Below are 15,703 nucleotides of genomic sequence, written 5' to 3' on the forward strand. Positions count from 1 at the left end.
GCCCGCACGATAACCGGCCGATCCGGCACGCTCTACATCATTCCGAGGTCACACCCTAATACTGCTCCGTTAGCTCATGCGGACGGTCGATCGGCTCGGTTCGTATAGCGGGTATGAATCGAACCTACACCCCGGAATTGCCTCCCGACGTCCTCGACCGCCTCGACGCCTACGCCGAGCGCTTCCGCCCCGCCTTCAATCGCCCCCGGCAAGCCTCCCGGTGCGGCGTCTACCTCCACGGCCTGCTCGCCGACGGCGAACGCAAGAACATCGAGCCGATGGCCCATCGGCTGGCACGCCGGCTCGACTTCGACGTCGTCAACCCCGATCAGGCCCTGCAGCAGTTCGTCAACCAGGCCGCCTGGGACGAGCAGGTTGTCCGGCGACGCTACCGCGGCGTCATGGCCGAGACCTTCGCCAATCCCTGCGGCCTGTTCGTCATCGGCGACACCAGCTTCCCCGAGCAGGGGCGGCACTCCGTCGGGGTGCAGCGGCAGTACTGCGGCGCGTTGGGCAAGCGGGCCAACTGCCAGGTGGCCCCCTCGGTCCACTACGTCGTCCCGAAGGGCCACTGCCCGGTGGCGATGCGACTGTACCTGCCCGAATCATGGCTGGGCGACCCGAGTCGGCTCGACAAGGTCGGTGTCCCCGGGGCCGAGCGTCGCCCGCTGAGCAAGGGCCAGATCGCGTTGGAGTTGCTCGACCGGGTGCGTGCGGAGGGGTGGCCGGGCCGGGTCGTCGTCGCCGATGCCGGCTACGGCGTGTCGCAGGACTTCCGCGACGGCCTGGAGCGGCGGGAGCTGCATTACATCGTCGGGGTCGCCGAGGAGATGGTGGCCTTCACCGAGGAGCCGCGATGGGTCGTGCCCCCCTGGAGCGGGCGGGGCCGGCGCCCTACGCGCCCGCGCCTGGCCGACGACACGCCCCGGCCGGTGAGCCTGAAGGAGCTGGCCGCGCGGACGCCCTTGCGGGAGGTGACCTGGCGTGAGGGGACCAAGGGGAAGCTCTCGGGTCGGTTCGCCTGGCTGCGGGTCCGGCCCGCTCTGGGATCCTGCTGGCGAATCCGAGATCGACCAGCGGGTGGGGCTTACGCTACGTCCCAGGGGAATCCCACCCGGACGGAGCCCGCACATGTCGCTTCACCCACGGCCGATCGGATCGGTGCCCGAGGAGGCCGCCCGCGTCGCGCACGCCGCCTTCCCCGGTGGCAACACCTACATTGCCCTGCGCGATGAGCTGGGCACGATCTTCCGAGACGACGACTTCGCCGACCCGTACCCGAGCCGCGGCCGCCCCGCTGAGTCCCCCTGGCGGCTGGCCCTCGTGACCGTCTTCCAGTTCGCCGAGGGGCTGTCCGACCGCCGCGCCGCCGACGCGGTGCGCGGGCGGATCGACTGGAAGTACGCCCTCGGCCTGGGGCTCGACGACCCCGGCTTCGACGCCTCGGTCCTCTGCGAGTTCCGGGCGCGGCTCGTCGCCGGCTCGGCCGAGGGGCGGCTGCTCGACGCGCTCCTCGATCTCTGCCGCGGGCGCGGCTGGCTGAAGACCCGCGGCCGCCAGCGCACCGACGCGACGCACGTCCTGGCCCGCGTCCGCAACCTCGACCGGCTCGAGTGCGTCGTCGAGACGATGCGCCACGTCCTGAACAGCCTGGCAGCGGCGGACCCAGAGTGGCTCCGCCGTCAGGCCCGGGCGGAGTGGGTCGAGCGCTACGGCCGGCGAGCCGAGGAGTCCCGGCTCCCGGACTCCGAGGAGGGCCGCCGCGCCCTCGCCCGGGAGGTCGGCAAGGACGGCCACGCCCTGCTGGCGGCGGCCTACGACGCCGGCGCCCCGCCCTCGGTCGCGCGATCGCCGGCGGTCGAGACGCTGCGCCGGGTCTGGGTCCAGCACTTCCTGGTCGAGGCCGGCGGGCTGCGTTGGCGGGCCGAGGGTGACGGCATCCCGCCCTCCGCCGCGTCGATCAACTCGCCTCACGACTCCGAGGCCCGGTACGGCAAGAAGCGGTCGACGATCTGGGTGGGCTACAAGGCCCACCTGACCGAGACGTGCGACGACGAGTCGCCCCACCTGGTCGTCCAGGTGACGACCGCGCCGGCGCCGGCGGCCGACGGCGATGCCCTGGCCGGGATCTACGAGCAGCTGGGCCGGAAGGATTCGCTGCCGGGCAAGCACCTAGCGGACACCGGCTACATCGACGCCGAGCTGCTGGTCAGCAGCCGCCGCGACCACGGCGTGGAGCTGATCGGGCCGACGCGGCCGGACTACGGCTGGCAGGCCCTGGCCGGCGGCGGCTTCACGGCGTCGGACTTCGCCATCGACTGGGAGGGCAGCCGGGCCACCTGCCCGGAGGGGCGCGTCAGCTCGGGGTGGACGCCGGCCGTGGAGCGGGACCACACCGAGGTCGTGCACATCAAGTTCTCGAGGAAGGACTGCAAGCCCTGCCCCGCCCGAGAGCGGTGCACGGGGGCGGCGAGGCGGTCGCTGACGATCCGGGCCCGCGAGCCGTTCGAGGCGCTGAGGGCGGCCCGCGCGCGGGAGGAGACGGAGGAGTACCGGGCCGACTACGCCCACCGCGCGGGGATTGAAGGGACGATCTCGCAAGCGGTCCGGGTCGCCGGGCTGCGGCGATCGCGCTACGCGGGTCGGGCGAAGACGCACCTCCAGCACCTGGCGACGGCGGCCGCGATCGACATCTTGCGCGTCGTCGACTGGCTCGCGGAGGCACCTCGAGAAGCGACCAGGACGTGCGCCTTCGTCCGGCTGATCACCGCGGCCGTCCCGGCCTGACATTTCGCCAGCAGGATCCTCTGGGCTGGCAGACCGGCGACTGCGCCTTTGCCGAGCCGATCTGGCTGCTGATCGAGGAGCGGGCCGACGGCAAGCTGAAGTACGCCTTCAGCGACCTGCCGGCGGACACGAGCCGGCTGCGGGCCGTGCGGCAGTGGAAGAGCCGCTGGGCGATCGATGAGTGCTTCGCGATCGCCAAGGGGGACTGCGGCCTGGATCATTACGAGGTGCGGTCGTGGATCGGTTAGCATCGGCACGTGACGCTCTCGCTGTTCGCCCATGCCGTCCTGACGGCGATCCGGTCGCGGGCGGCCGGCCCGCGGCGAAGGCCGTCAAGGGGGGGCCTCGGCTGATCCCGCTGACGGTGCCGGGGGTACGACGGCTGCTGCTGAGGCTCGCCTGGGAGCGGCTGTCGCCGGCGGAGAGCACCCTGGCCTGGTCGGAGTGGCGACGCGAGCATCAGGCGACGGCCCGGCGATGCCATTGGAAGAAGCGGGCGGCGAAGCCGCCGTAACAAGTACGACTGTAGGACTAAGTGGTTCATCCGGCAAGTCGTCTGATACCGGGGACGGCCGCGATGCCCGGCCGGCGGCGCGGCCGGTGTCGCCGTCGGCGGCCCCAGACGAACGGATGCCGATGCCCGTTCCAGTAGGCCGTCGCCTCCTCGGCTGCCCGGCAGACTTCCTCCCAGGTCTCGAACCGACGCCCCTTCAGCGCCAGGCTCCGCGGGACCTCCCACCAGGGTCCGATCAGGTTCAGGTACGCCGCGTACACCGGCCGGGAGACGAGCCCCCACCGCGGGTGAGCCGACGCGAACGGCAGCACATCGGTGGCCCGATGCGCCTGCAGGTTGCCCACGATCGCATAGACGCGTCCCGCCTCCGCCGGGACCCATCCGTCGACCCGGGCGAGGAAGTCGGCCCGGCTCGCCGCACTCCGGCTCGGGTACGGGCGGGTCATCGCCTCGCCGGTGGCCGGGCGGAACGCGCCGAAGATGTACCCCTCGCCGCGGCGGCCGTAGTCGACCTCCTGCCGGGCTCGTTCGGCCGCTCGGGCTTGTCCTTCGGCCCCCGCCCGGGGTTCGGCCCGGACGAGTCGCTGGCCCGGGAAGCTCTTGGCGCTCTCCGGCCCCATCTCGTCGGGGCAGACGACGACGGAGCCCGGCGGCGGCGGCGTGTGGAGCCGTTCGATGATCCCCGTTTTTCGGCGAAGGCGGGATCGACCCGCTCGCCGAACCAGGCCCCCTGATGGCGCCAACGCAGGCCCTCGGCCAGGAGGAGCTCGTCGATGCGGCTGCGCCGGATCGGGATGCCCCTCTGCTCGTTGAGGTAGGCTTGCAGGCGATCGGGCGCCCGGCACGCGAGAGGCAGGCCCAGGCTCCTCGGGTCGGTCGACGCCGCGGCGATCACCTCGGCGCGTCGCTCGGCCGTATAGGGGATCCGATAGCAACGGAGCAAAAACCAACGAACTTGACTCGGAGCACCGGATTCGCCGAGTGGAAGCTTCTCGAAACCCGTCTCCGGCCACCTGATTCGAGAAGTCCCATTCGAGAGCGGTTATCGAGAACGCAGGATCCTGGGAACCAGCGGTTCCCCGCGGAAGTCCTTGCGACCTTTCGAAATCGGTCGTTTGCGAGAGCCGACCGCCCGGAAGATCGTTGGTTTTTGCTCCGTTGCTATCGGATCCCCGTATAGGTCGGTGGGCGCCCGGCCCGGGGCTGGTCCTCCAACCCGTGGAGCCCGCGGTCATCGAAGCGATGGCTCCAGGTGTAGACCGTCGGCCGGGAGACGCCCAGGCCCTCGGCGACCTGGCTGGGTCGCCTTGCGTCGGCGATGGCCAGGAGGATCCGGGCCCGCTCGACGAGGCGGGCCTGGGCGGTCCGAGAGGACGCAAGCTGTTGGAGGGCCTGACGTCCCTCGGGGGTCAGTTCGCGGGGCGTGACTTGGGTGAGGGTCATGGGTGCACCTCCCTTCGCGCGAAGGCCACACCCCTCCTACGTCAGACCGCGGGCGTCAGTCCTCTTGCCGGATGCACCACTTAGTACTACTCCGTTAGTATCTGGGGTGGCGAATCGGTGAGCCCCCGACAGTAGGGGCAATCATGCCGGCAGATCGGGGCCAGCAGCCGCTGCAACGCCCGCCGGATCGACGGCAGCGTGATCACCGGACCTCGGCGCCCCCCTCTTTGCCCGGCCGGGATCGCTCCCGACGGGCTCGTCGCTGTTCCGATGCCAGGAAGCCGTAGGCCAGCATCACCAGGCAGGCGTGGTGGTGGAAGCCCCGCCAGGAGCGGCCCTCGAAGTGATCCAGGCCCAACTCCTCCTTCATCTGCTGGTAGCCCTGCTCGATGTTCCAGCCATAATGCCCTCCAAGAGCGCGATGGGGCGGCCCGGCTCGCCCTGAGCCGGGCCGCCCTCACTCTACCGTCCCGGGCGCGGCCTCGGTCTGGTCAGTTCGGCAAGCCGCCCCTTGTTCGCCCACGTCCGCGGCAGCCGGCGGAGCTCGCGCAGCCGCCGCAGCTCGGACCCGTCGGCCCAGATCACGTGGTGGCCCTGGGCGTCGCGATGCGCCGTCAACCACCCGACCCGCACCCATCGCCGCACCGTGTCTCGCGACACCCCCAGCCGACGCGCCAGCGACGACGGCCGGTATTCGTCGCGGCCGAGGCCGGCCGGGCTGCCGAAGGGCGTGCGGGCCAGCCCCAGGTGCCAGAGCAGCCGTTGCACCATCCCCCGCGTGAACCGCTCGGCCCGCTTCGGGGGACGGAACCCCTCGACGTTGAGCCGCTCGGCCATCGCCGCCGGGCTGAGCCGCTCGGCGCGCCATCCCCGCAGTCGCTCGACCAGTCGGGGGTAGTCGGCCAGGAGGTCGTACCGCTTCACCGGCCGGGACATGGCGTGCGACTCGGTCATGCCGCCGGACCAGTGGAGCGTCACATCGACCCGCTCGCTCGCCTTGTCCACGGTGACGGACACGTGGTCAATCAGGAGTCGGGCGATCCGCTGCCGCTCGGCGGGCGTCGTCGTCGTCGCCTGCCACACCGCCGGCAAGTCGCCGGCCAGCGACCGGATCGTCCGCTCGTCGTCCGGTGAGAGCCGACCGGGGGCCGACCCCCGCCACCGCTCGTGCTCGTCCTCGAGGCGCCGCTGCGCCCTCAACGCCTCCTCCCAGCGCCGCTCCAACTCGCGGCCGACCAGGCGATTCTCCGGCTCGCAGGCCTGGTACTGCCGGGCCGCGCGGTCGGCCTCGCAGCCGGCGCGTTCGAGGCGGAGCCGCCAGTGCCGGGCCAGCTCGGACCGCTCGCGCTCGACCTCGGCCACCGCCGCCAAGCTCGCCTCCAGCGCCGCCGGCTCCACCGCCGCCAGGACCCGGCCGGCGACCAGCCCGTCGAGCGCCGGCCCGGAGAGGCTCTGGCAGATCGGCTCGGCGTGGTCGGCCGCCCCGCGGGCACAGGTGTAGCTGTACCGGCCCGTCGCCCCCGAGTACCGCACGAGCATCCGCCGGCCGCACCGCCCGCACCGCAGGAGTCCGGCCAGCAGCGAGGCCCCCTGCCGCGGCGCGCCGGGGCGGTCCCGGCGGGCCCGGTTGGCCTCCAGCCGCTCCTGGTTGTCACAGAACCGCTCCCAGGTGATGTAGGCCGGCAGCCGGTCGCGGATCAGCACCAGGCACTCCTCCGGGCGGCGGACCAGCTTGCCGGTGTCGGGCCGCCCGGGCCGCTTGCGCCGCGGGTCGACCTCCCGGTGGCCGAACCGGTAGGCACCGGCGTAGGCCGGGTGGTGCAGGACGTTCGACAGCGTCGGGCGGTTCGGCCGCCGCCACTCCAACCCGCCGCGGTTGGGGCCGTGGCGGGGTCGGATCGGGATGCGGACCCCGTGGTGGACCAGGTAGCGGAGCAGGCCGTGCAGGGTACCCTCGCGGTCGAACCGGTCGAAGATCAGCCGCACGGTCGCCTGGACCTGCTCGTCGGGGTCGATCGCCCACTCGCCCGAGGCGAGGCGTACGTAGCCCAGCGGCGGGGAGCCCATCGGCTCGCCCCGGCGGGCCTTGTTGAGCCGGCCCTGGCACATCCGCTCCTTGATGACATGAAGTTCTGCCTCGTTCAACATGCCGTGCAGGCCCAGCAGGAGCCTGTCGTTGTGGTCGGCCGGGTCGTAGACGGCGTCGGCGTCGGCCAGGAGCACGCGGAAGCGGGCGCAGAGCTCGAGCAGCTGGTGCCAGTCGCGGTTGGACCGGGCCAGCCGGCTCATCTCCAGGCCGAGGATCAGCCCGACGTTGTCGAGCGCCACCTCGGCCAGCAGCCGCTGGAACCCGGGCCGGCCCTCGATCGACTGGCCGCTCTTGCCCAGGTCGTCGTCGATCGTGGTGACGCGGTCCCGTGGCCACCCGAGGGCGACGGCGCGGTCGGCCAGGGCGTACTGCCGGTCGGTGGACTCGCGGTGGTCGAGCACCTGCTGGGGTGTGGATTGGCGGACGTAGACGAAGGCCGCCCGGTCGAGATGCCAGGGCCGGAGCTTGGGCGAGCGGGTTGCGTCACTCATGGCCGGCCTCCTCGCTTCGGGTGGCCGCCAGGAGCCTGGCGAGGAGTTGGCCGAGCAGGTCGCGGAGCTGTCGCTGCCGGTCGGCCGGCAGGCGGGCCCAGATCGTCGGTGCGACCGTCGGCGGTGGGCAGGGCGCCGTCGTCAGGCGCGGGGGGGAGCGTTGTGACGGGGGGCGACGGACATGCGATGTCTCCCGATGCCGAGGTCAGGTGATGTCGGCACCACGCCGCCAGCTCAAGCAGCGCGGCGGCGCTGATCGTAACCGCCGCCGGGGGTGCTGCACCACCGGTCGCTTGAGGTGCAGTCTGCTTGGCACGTCTCCGCCTGCCAGCGTCGGCGGTACAGGGCCCCCAGGTCTCTGTCCAGATACCGCCCCGCATCCGCCAGAGTCGTGACGACGACCAGCTCGAGCACCCGCTTGGCCCGATCCCGGACCCGCACGAGCAGTTCCCGGACGGCGAGCCGGGCCGGCATCGCGTCATACTCGGCGCGGCTCAACCAGCTGGGGACGTACACCGATTTGGTCCAGGTGACTCGCCGGGCCGGAACTCGTCGAAGAGCCCCCGCAGCAGGGCCTGCTCGCCGGTCTACTTGCCCTGATACGGCCCCATGGCGGCCTGGAGTACAGTGCCGACGGCCAGGCTGAAGACGATCTGCAGCCGGGCGATCGGGAAGCCCATGCCGGGCGCCTGGCTGTCGAGCTGGGGTTTAGGCGTCTCGCCAAATTAGATTGTCCTTTCCGCCTCATCGGTTGCTACGATCGTCCTCGTGGGGAACCCCGTGACGCAGACCATCGAGGCGAAGTACACCACCCTCCGGCCCCTCCTCGATGAGCGGGCTCGTCGCCTCTGGGCCGCCGTGGAGGCCCGAGCCCTCGGGCGGGGCGGCATCATCCGGGTCGCCGAGGCCACGGGCCTCTCACGGGGCACCATCCTGGCGGGGCTGCGGGAACTCGACACCCCGGCCCCGCCGGACGAGGGGCGTCCCCCGACCGGGCGGTTACGCCGCCTGGGGGGCGGACGGAAGCTGCTGGTCGATCACGACCCGGACCTGCTGCGTGACCTCGAAGCCCTGGTCGATCCGGTGACCCGAGGCGACCCGATGTCCCCGCTGCGGTGGACCTGCAAGAGTGCGGCCAAGCTGGCCGAGGGGCTCCGGACCCGGGGGCATGCCGTCGGCGAGCGGACGGTCAACCGGTTGTTGCACGACCTGGGCTATAGCCTCCAGGGCGGCCGCAAGACGATCGAGGGCAAGGGCCACCCCGACCGGGATGCCCAGTTCCGGCACATCAACCGGCGGGTCAAGGCGTTCCAGCGGCAGGGGCAGCCGGTCGTCTCGGTCGACGCCAAGGAGAAGGAGCTGGTGGGCCGCTATCGCAACGACGGGCGGGAGTGGCAGGCCGAGGGCGAGCCCCAGGAGGTGAAGGTCCACGACTTCATCGACAAGGACCTGGGCAAGGCGATCCCCTACGGCATCGACGACTTGGCGGCCGACGTCGGATGGGTCAGCGTCGGGGTCGATCACGACACGGCCGAGTTCGCCGTGGAGTCGCTCCGGCGATGGTGGCGGGACATGAGGAGCCGGGCCTACCCGCAGGCGGGGCGGCTGCTGATCACGGCCGATGGCGGCAGCTCGAACGGGAGCCGATGCCGGCTGTGGAAGTCGGGGTTGCAGCGGCTGGCCGACGAGATCGGGCGGGACATCTCGGTGTGCCACTTCCCGCCGGGGACGAGCAAGTGGGACGAGATCGAGCACCGGATGTCCTGCCACATCACGGAGAACTGGCGGGGCAGGCCGCTGGTGAGCCGGGAGGTCGTGGTCAACCTGATCGGGTGCACGACGACGAAGACGGGCTTGGAGATCGAAGCCGAGTTGGATGGGGGTAGCGACCCGACCGGTCGAGAGGTCACGGACCAGCAGATGGAGGGGCTATCCATCAAGCGGGAGAGATTCCACGGCGAGTGGAACTACACCATCCGGCCCAGGCAGTAAACGGACAATCTATTTTGGCGAGACGCCTTCTATGAAGGTGCCGACGTCAAGCCTCAAGACCGATCTCTCCACGCACCTCAGCCCGTGACGGACCGTGATCGCTGCCGGCCCCGCCCTTCGTCCCGGCGACCGGCCTCCTCCCGATCCTTCGACCTCGACCGCCCTCCCCGTCCCGATCTCCTGGTCCCAATCCCGGACCTCAAGCGACCTCTCGGCGGGTGGCTGGCGTCGCGACGTGCGGCAGATTGCCGGCACGACCTTCTCTCCGTGCCCGGCGGCCTCGGCCTCCGGGGCACCCATTACTACGTTCGTCGCCGACGACTCCCAGCCGGTGAGCGGGGCGATCCCCTCTAACCCACGGCCCCCTCACCGGGGGCCCGGCGTCTGTCCCGGTCGCCCCGCCCGCCGACGGCCGCTCACTGGCTCGCGCTCAGGCCCTCAGATTTGATCGTGTGAGAGGGTCAGCATAATTCTCGCCCTCGCCCTCGCCCTCGCCCTCGCCCTCGCCCTCGCCCTCGCCCTCAGCCCGTACCCGCCGGCAGCCGGCCGTTGAGCTTCTTCCTCCAGGGCACCATCTCCGCCCCCTCCGGCGCCTCGCCGAACTCCAGGTACTTCCAGAACGCCACCAACAGCTTGCGCGCCAGGGCCACGATCCCCACCTTCCGCGCCCGCGCGTTGCCCGAGCCGAACCGCTCGTGATACCACCGGCTCAGCGCGCTCCGCGGCTGGTACTGGAGCCACATCCAGGCCAGTTCCACCAGCATCCACCGCACCCGCCGGTTGCCCGCCTTGCTGATGCCCTGCTCGCGGTGCGACGAGCCGCTCTGGTACGGCGTCGGCACCAGGCCCACCAGGCTGGCCAACTCGCGGCGGTTCTTGATCCGACGCCACCCGAAGATCTCCTGCACCAGCAGCCAGGCCCCCACCGGACCGACCCCCTTGAGGTCCATCAGCCGGCGGACCTGCTCGACGTGCGGCGCCGCGTCGTCGCGGACGGCCCGCCGCTGGGCGTTCTCGCGGTCGCGGACCTGGGCGTCGACGAGCTTCCATCGCTCGAACTCGCGGAGCAGCCGCGCCGCCGTGTGCTCGGGCACCGGGCGGCCGTCCCACTGCCGCAGGGCGGCCAGCCGCTCGGGCAGGCGGCCGTCGACGACGAACGCCAGGCCGAGGTGGGCCAGCAGCCCCTTGATCCGGTTGGAGTGCTCGGTCCGCTCGGCCTTCAGGGCCATCAGCTCGCGCTGCGGGGCGCGGCGGTCCTCGTCCTCGGGCGCGGGGACGTTCACCACGGCCCACAGCCCGCGCTCGCCGCCGTGGTGCCGCTGGAGCATGGCCAGCAGCTTGACGACGTCCAGGCCGTCGCTCTTGGCGCGGCGGGCGCGGCGGTTGACCTCGATGCTGGCCGGGTCGACGACGAGGTTCTCGTGGCCGTGGTGGATCAGGTAGCGATGCAGCCAGAAGCCATCGCGGCCGGCCTCGAAGACCGAGCGGACCGGCGCGTCGTCGGGCAGGCCGAGGCGTCGGCGGGCCCGGGCGATCTCACGCCGGAGGGCGTCGGTGTCGCGGGCCGGGATGGTGACCTGACGCGGGGCGCGGGCCGGTGCGTCGGCGAAGGCGAGCTTCCAGGTGGTCCAGCCCAGCTCGAAGGCCAGGTAGAGCGTCGGGGTGGAGGCCGTGCTATGATCGCGGTCGTGGGTCGCTGGCATGGTAAAGACTCCGTATCCGAGGGACCTGCTAACCCCCCTCCTGGAGCTTGCCATGTCGGCGGCTCACAGCAACTCGCCCGGCTCGCTCCGGGCATAGTATCTAACCCTTCGCCTGCCATACGGGGGGAAGTCCCTCTCCGAGTTGCGCTGAGTGGGTCGCCATAGGTTCCTGGACGACCGTGAGGGCGTGACCTACGGTTGCGATGCTCCCCCTCGGAGTCGCGACCATGGCCCTCCTCAGGCTGACCGACGCCGAGCGCGGCCACCTTCGCGGCCTGGCGAAGCGGTCCGATGACCGCCGCGTCATCCACCGGGCCTTGGCCCTGCTGGACCTCGACTCCGGCTCGGCCCCCGAGGCCGTGGCCGCCCGCCTCGGCGTCGGCCGCTCCACCGTCTACGGCTGGGTCGCACGCTACCGGTCCGAGCGCCGGGCGGCCCCGTCGCTGGCCGACCGGCCGCGTGCCGGGCGCCCTCCCACCACCGGGCGGGCCGCCGCCGCGCTGGCCGAGGCGGCGCTGGCCTCCGACCCCCGCGCCGCCGGCTACCGCCACACCACCTGGGCGGTCCCCCTGCTGGTCGCCCACCTCAAGCGGCCGGCCGGCCGCGAGGCCAGCGGCACGACCATACGCCGCGCCCTGCACGGGCCGGGCTACCGCTGGAACCGGCCCCGCTTCGTCCGTTCGCGCCGCTCGCCGACCTGGCGGCAGGCAAAGGGGGGCTGAGGCTCGGGCTGGCCGGGCGCACGCGCGCCGTCGTCCTGTTCTCCGACGCCACGATCCTCATCGAGACGCTGACCTGCCCCCCTGAAACGAGTCCGCCTGCGATGCGACAATCGCAGGCGATTTTTCTGAGGGGAGCGGTACAATGACCAAGCGGCAGCGACACACCCCCGAGCAGATCATCGCCAAGCTCCGCGAGGCGGAGGTGCTCATCGCCCAGGGCAAGGGCGTCGACCAGGCGGCCAAGCAGGTCGGCGTCACGGAAGAGACGCCATCGGACTGCACCCCTCGTCAAGCTTCTGCATCGCACGTCGACGGCCCATGCTCCACCTCCCTGACGCTCATGCGCCTGCGGATCGCCCCGAGGTCCGGGCGGCCGCCCAGCCCCGTGATCACCAGCCTCCCGTGCCCACCTTCCCCGATTCGGCGGGCGGAGACTACCCCGCGCCGCGCCCAGCTGTAGACCGTTCCGGGCGGCACACCGAGCCGCTTCGCCAGGTCCGGCACCAGCCATTCGCCCCGTCGGACGCCCGCGGCGTCGGGACGCTCCCGGGCCAGGCCGTATCGCCTCACCAGTCGCGCCACGGTCGCCGCCGTGATGCGCCCGCCGGCGGCCGCTCGCAGCCCCTCGGCGTCGAGCCGCTCGGCGACCCGCGTCGCCGACAGGCCCTCGCCCCTGAGCTCCACGACCCGGCGGCGCAACCGCTCGCCGTCCGCCAATTGCTCGAGGCGGGCCACCGGCCGCCGCAGGCGGGCCCGCGTCTCGCTGCCACCGACCCAGCGGTTTCGCGCCTCGCACCACTCCGTCCGGCCCTCGACGGTGACGGTCACCTCCTCGATCACCTGGCGGAGGACCTCCTTGCGGTCGGCGTCGGTCGTGCTCGGCATCGACCAGAGGGACGGCAAATCGGCCGCCAGGCGACGGATCTCGGCCTGCTCCCCGGCGCTCAACGCCCGCGGCTGCTGGCGCAGGGATCGCTCGTGCTCGTCCGATAGCTCCCGCAGCGCCGCCAGCTTCTCCTCCCAGGCCGCCTCCAGCGTCCGCGCCACCAGGCGGTTCTCCGGCTCCACTGCGTCGTACTGCCTCCGGGCGCGGTCGGCCTCGAAGCGCGCCCGCTCCAGCCGCCGGCGCCACTGCCCCTCGGCCTGCTCGATCTGCCCCTGCAGGTCAGCCGCGACGCGAAGGCTGACCTCCAGGGCCGAGGGGGTCAGGGCCAGCAGCGCCAGGCGGACGACCTCGTCGTCCAGGGCCCGCGCCGCCAGGCCCTGGCATCGCCCCGCCCCGTAGTTGACCCGGGCCGCCTCGCAATAGTAGCGGGGCCGGCTCGCCTTGCCGGCGTAGCGGGTCATCATCCGCGCCCCGCACCGCCCGCAGACGACCAGGCCTGTCAGCAGGGCCCGGCCGCGTCGGGTCGTTCCCCGTGCTTCGCGCTGCGACCGGTTCGCGGCCAGGCGGGCGACGTTGGCCTCGTACGCCTCCCAGCCGATGTAGGCCGGGTAGCGGTCGCGGATCAGCACCTGCCACTGGTCGCGCGGCAGCCTCTGCGGCCGCCCTCGCCGGGGCCGCCCCCGCGCCTGGAAGCTCCGACCGTAGACGTAGGCCCCGGCGTACATCGGGTGGACCAGCATGTTGCGCAGCGTCGCCGCGCTGGGACGCCGCCACTGCAGCCGGCCCTTGTCGGGCCCGCTGTCGGCCCGGACGGGAACCAGCAGGCCCCGCCCGGCGACCCAGTTGAGCAGGCCGCTGGCCGAGCCGATCCGCTCGAACTGGTCGAAGACCAGCCGGACGAAGGACCGCACCTGCTCGTCGGGGTCGAGCTCGGCCCCGCCGTCGGCCGAGCGGACATAGCCGATGGGGACCTTGCTGACCAGCTCGCCGCGGCGGGCCTTCTGCAACGCGCCCTGCCGCATCCGCTGGCGGAGGATGTGCAGCTCGGCCTCGCTCATGGTCCCCAAGGGCTCCATGAGATAAGGCACGGGGAATTACACATCGCCCTCCGACCGCTTCGCCGCCGACCTCCCCCAGCCGCGGCTCCGGGCGACATATCCAACCGAGTACATGTCGAACTCCAGTCCCTTCGCCGTCCGATAGCCCTCCGCCTTCAGCATCCCTGCGATGCTCTCATAGCTATGTGCGGGCAAGAGCGAGCGAATCCGCTCGACCGCGGCCGTCGGCGTCCGCGGCGCCCACGCCCCGACCGCCGGCCGCGGCGCCCTGACCTTCGTCCGCGCCCCGGTGTGCCACTCCACCTCGATCCGGATCTGGCCCGCCACGGTCACTCCGTCCAGATACACACGATGGACCAGGAATCGCAACAGCTCCTTCCGGTCCTCCATCCCGGTCGTCGCCGCGTGCCAGACCCCGCCGAGGTCGGCGGCCATCTCGCGCACCCGCCGCCGCTCGGCCGCCCCCAGCGGGCTGGCCGAGCGGCGGTCCAGCTCCTCGGCCTCCCGCTTCAGTCGCTCGCGATCGCGCAGCGCCTCCTCCCAGCGCACCTCCAGCTCGGCCGCGACCAACCGGTTGGCCGGATCGGTCGCCTCGTACCGCCGGCGGGCGATCTCGACCTCGTAGTCGGCCCGCTGGATCTGCATCCCCCGCTGCCTGCGGGCCTCGGCGCGCTCGGCCTCGTAAGCGTCCAGGGCCCGCAGCGCCACGTCCACCTGGGCCGGGGTGACCGCCGCCAGGAACAGTTCGGACACGGCGGCGTCGACCGGGGCCGAGCTCATCATCTGGCACGTCGGCCCGCCCTGGACATATCCAGCCACGCACCCGTATCCCGGCGCCCGCTTCTCCTTCGTCGAGTAGTAGAACACGCTCATCCGCGCCCCGCATCGGCCGCACCGGGCAATCCCCTGGAGTAGCGTGTGGCCGCGGCGCGGGGCCCCGCGGGTGCCGGCTCGGAACCAGTTGTCCCGGAGCGTCTGCTGGTTCCCCACGAACTGGTCCCACGTGATGTAGGCGGGGTACACGTCCCGCACGCACACCGGCCAGTCGTCCAGCGGCCGGGTCGTCGTCTTCGCCTTCCCGGTCGCCGGGGAGCGGTCGTACGGGTCGTGCTCCTTCTGCCCACACGCGTACGTTCCTGCATATGCTGGGTTGTGCAGAATCCTCATGATGGCCCCGAAGGTCGGCGCCTTCCACAGGATCTCGCCGTGACCCGGGCCACCCCAGGTCTGGGCCGGGATCTGGAGCTTTCCTGACGCAGCCGGGCCACCACCCGGCGGGCCACCCGCAGCTCGGCGAACAGCTCGAAGAGGTACTGGACTCGGGCCTGGACCTGGCGGTCGGGGTGCTTGACCACGGCACCGGACTCGGTCCGGACGTACCCGACCGGCAGGGGCTTGGCCAGCTCACCGCGGCGGGCCTTGCTCCACCGCCCGTCGTGCAGCCGGCACCGGATGGTCATCAGCTCCGCCTCGCCCAAGGTCCCCTTCACGCCGAGGAGGAGCCTGTCGTTGGGGTCCCGCGGGTCGTAGACGGCCGACTCGTCGGCCAGCAGCGTCTTGGTGATGCCGCAGGTCTCGACCAGGCGGTGCCAGTCGACCGACGAGCGGGCCAGCCGGGACGCCTCCAGGGCCAGGACCAGCCCGACCTGCCCGGCCCCGATCTCGGCGAGCAGGCGCTTGAACCCGTCGCGGTGGTCGGAGCGGGCCGCGGACCGCCCCTGGTCCTCGTCGATCGTCTGCACGGCCGCGGCCGGCCAGCCCAGCGCCCCGGCCCGGGCCGCCAGGGCGTACTGGCGGACGGTGCTCTCGCGGTTGCCTCGGACCTGGTGCGGGGTCGACTGGCGGACGTAGACGACCGCCTGGCGGCGGAGGTGGTCGGTGCGGATCTTGGTGTCGCTCGGCATCACCCGTCCTCCTCGCTGTCGTGGGTGCGGACGGCCCGGAGCACGAGGCGGGACAGCCTCAGGCCGAAGCGCTCGCGGTCGTCGGCCGGGAGCAGGGCCCAGAACCCGTCGGTC

General features: G+C 72.3%; 13 protein-coding genes and 2 pseudogenes. 6 read left to right on the top strand and 9 right to left on the bottom strand.

The window, feature by feature from the left end; genetic code table 11:
* Positions 1-113: 113 nt before the first annotated feature.
* The 4 genes and pseudogenes from ElP_RS20455 to ElP_RS38405 all read left to right on the top strand — a co-directional run.
* Positions 114-1,085, top strand: a pseudogene (locus tag ElP_RS20455) (IS701 family transposase); the annotation flags it as partial.
* A gap of 46 nt (positions 1,086-1,131) precedes the next feature.
* Positions 1,132-2,787, top strand: coding sequence for an IS1182 family transposase (locus ElP_RS20460; RefSeq protein WP_145269764.1), 1,656 nt, complete (start codon positions 1,132-1,134; stop codon positions 2,785-2,787).
* Complete coding sequence (locus ElP_RS41270; protein ID WP_145272424.1) at positions 2,745-3,035, top strand: hypothetical protein; 291 nt, start codon at positions 2,745-2,747, stop codon at positions 3,033-3,035. Before ElP_RS20460 ends, ElP_RS41270 begins: the two co-directional genes overlap by 43 nt.
* A 116-nt stretch (positions 3,036-3,151) precedes the next feature.
* Complete coding sequence (locus ElP_RS38405; protein WP_197446220.1) at positions 3,152-3,301, top strand: hypothetical protein; 150 nt, start codon at positions 3,152-3,154, stop codon at positions 3,299-3,301.
* Between the two features lie 26 nt (positions 3,302-3,327).
* Here the strand turns inward: ElP_RS38405 and ElP_RS20470 are convergent, their stop codons facing one another.
* The 5 genes and pseudogenes from ElP_RS20470 to ElP_RS20490 form a co-directional block, all read right to left on the bottom strand.
* Positions 3,328-3,921 (bottom strand): transposase, encoded by a 594-nt coding sequence (locus tag ElP_RS20470; RefSeq protein WP_145269658.1) that lies wholly within the window; start codon positions 3,919-3,921, stop codon positions 3,328-3,330.
* A 541-nt stretch (positions 3,922-4,462) separates the two neighbouring features.
* Positions 4,463-4,744 carry a helix-turn-helix domain-containing protein gene (locus ElP_RS20475; RefSeq protein ID WP_145269659.1) on the bottom strand — a complete coding sequence of 94 codons (282 nt, stop codon included), beginning with the start codon at positions 4,742-4,744 and terminating at the stop codon, positions 4,463-4,465.
* A gap of 202 nt (positions 4,745-4,946) precedes the next feature.
* Positions 4,947-5,141: pseudogene (locus ElP_RS39850) on the bottom strand (IS701 family transposase); the annotation flags it as partial.
* A gap of 65 nt (positions 5,142-5,206) precedes the next feature.
* Positions 5,207-7,324 carry a recombinase family protein gene (locus ElP_RS20485; RefSeq protein ID WP_145267375.1) on the bottom strand — a complete coding sequence of 706 codons (2,118 nt, stop codon included), beginning with the start codon at positions 7,322-7,324 and terminating at the stop codon, positions 5,207-5,209.
* Positions 7,325-7,558: 234 nt separating this feature from the next.
* A complete protein-coding gene (locus tag ElP_RS20490) occupies positions 7,559-7,840 on the bottom strand; it encodes a hypothetical protein (RefSeq protein ID WP_145272426.1) in 282 nt (93 codons plus the stop codon).
* Positions 7,841-8,092: 252 nt separating this feature from the next.
* Between ElP_RS20490 and ElP_RS20495 the strand changes: the two genes are divergently transcribed.
* Complete coding sequence (locus ElP_RS20495; protein WP_145272428.1) at positions 8,093-9,316, top strand: ISAzo13 family transposase; 1,224 nt, start codon at positions 8,093-8,095, stop codon at positions 9,314-9,316.
* 521 nt (positions 9,317-9,837) lie between these two features.
* Here the strand turns inward: ElP_RS20495 and ElP_RS20500 are convergent.
* Positions 9,838-11,019, bottom strand: a complete 1,182-nt coding sequence (locus ElP_RS20500) for an IS110 family RNA-guided transposase (protein WP_145272274.1) — start codon at positions 11,017-11,019, stop codon at positions 9,838-9,840.
* A gap of 227 nt (positions 11,020-11,246) precedes the next feature.
* On the opposite strand from ElP_RS20500, the gene ElP_RS20505 reads away from it, so the two are divergent.
* Positions 11,247-11,741, top strand: a complete 495-nt coding sequence (locus ElP_RS20505) for a helix-turn-helix domain-containing protein (protein WP_197446221.1) — start codon at positions 11,247-11,249, stop codon at positions 11,739-11,741.
* A 288-nt stretch (positions 11,742-12,029) separates the two neighbouring features.
* On the opposite strand, the gene ElP_RS20510 is transcribed toward ElP_RS20505, so the two are convergent.
* The 3 genes from ElP_RS20510 to ElP_RS20520 are packed head-to-tail and all read right to left on the bottom strand — an operon-like array spanning position 12,030 to position 15,589.
* A complete protein-coding gene (locus tag ElP_RS20510; protein WP_197446222.1) occupies positions 12,030-13,685 on the bottom strand; it encodes a recombinase family protein in 1,656 nt (551 codons plus the stop codon).
* A gap of 36 nt (positions 13,686-13,721) precedes the next feature.
* Positions 13,722-14,852 carry a recombinase zinc beta ribbon domain-containing protein gene (locus ElP_RS20515; protein ID WP_145272433.1) on the bottom strand — a complete coding sequence of 377 codons (1,131 nt, stop codon included), beginning with the start codon at positions 14,850-14,852 and terminating at the stop codon, positions 13,722-13,724.
* Positions 14,849-15,589, bottom strand: coding sequence for a recombinase family protein (locus ElP_RS20520; RefSeq protein ID WP_197446223.1), 741 nt, complete (start codon positions 15,587-15,589; stop codon positions 14,849-14,851). Before ElP_RS20520 ends, ElP_RS20515 begins: the two co-directional genes overlap by 4 nt.
* Positions 15,590-15,703: the final 114 nt, after the last annotated feature.

This window comes from Tautonia plasticadhaerens (assembly GCF_007752535.1).
GTDB classification, from domain to species: Bacteria; Planctomycetota; Planctomycetia; order Isosphaerales; family Isosphaeraceae; genus Tautonia; species Tautonia plasticadhaerens.

What these genes read in the sequence shown, in the direction of transcription:
- ElP_RS20500 (WP_145272274.1), bottom strand. Translation starts at nt 11,019, where the DNA reads ATGCCAGCGACCCACGACCGCGATCATAGCACGGCCTCCACCCCGACG.
- ElP_RS20505 (WP_197446221.1), top strand. Translation starts at nt 11,247, where the DNA reads ATGGCCCTCCTCAGGCTGACCGACGCCGAGCGCGGCCACCTTCGCGGC.
- ElP_RS20485 (WP_145267375.1), bottom strand. Translation starts at nt 7,324, where the DNA reads ATGAGTGACGCAACCCGCTCGCCCAAGCTCCGGCCCTGGCATCTCGAC.
- ElP_RS20520 (WP_197446223.1), bottom strand. Translation starts at nt 15,589, where the DNA reads ATGCCGAGCGACACCAAGATCCGCACCGACCACCTCCGCCGCCAGGCG.
- ElP_RS20470 (WP_145269658.1), bottom strand. Translation starts at nt 3,921, where the DNA reads ATGGGGCCGGAGAGCGCCAAGAGCTTCCCGGGCCAGCGACTCGTCCGG.
- ElP_RS20510 (WP_197446222.1), bottom strand. Translation starts at nt 13,685, where the DNA reads ATGAGCGAGGCCGAGCTGCACATCCTCCGCCAGCGGATGCGGCAGGGC.
- ElP_RS20460 (WP_145269764.1), top strand. Translation starts at nt 1,132, where the DNA reads ATGTCGCTTCACCCACGGCCGATCGGATCGGTGCCCGAGGAGGCCGCC.
- ElP_RS20515 (WP_145272433.1), bottom strand. Translation starts at nt 14,852, where the DNA reads ATGAGGATTCTGCACAACCCAGCATATGCAGGAACGTACGCGTGTGGG.
- ElP_RS20475 (WP_145269659.1), bottom strand. Translation starts at nt 4,744, where the DNA reads ATGACCCTCACCCAAGTCACGCCCCGCGAACTGACCCCCGAGGGACGT.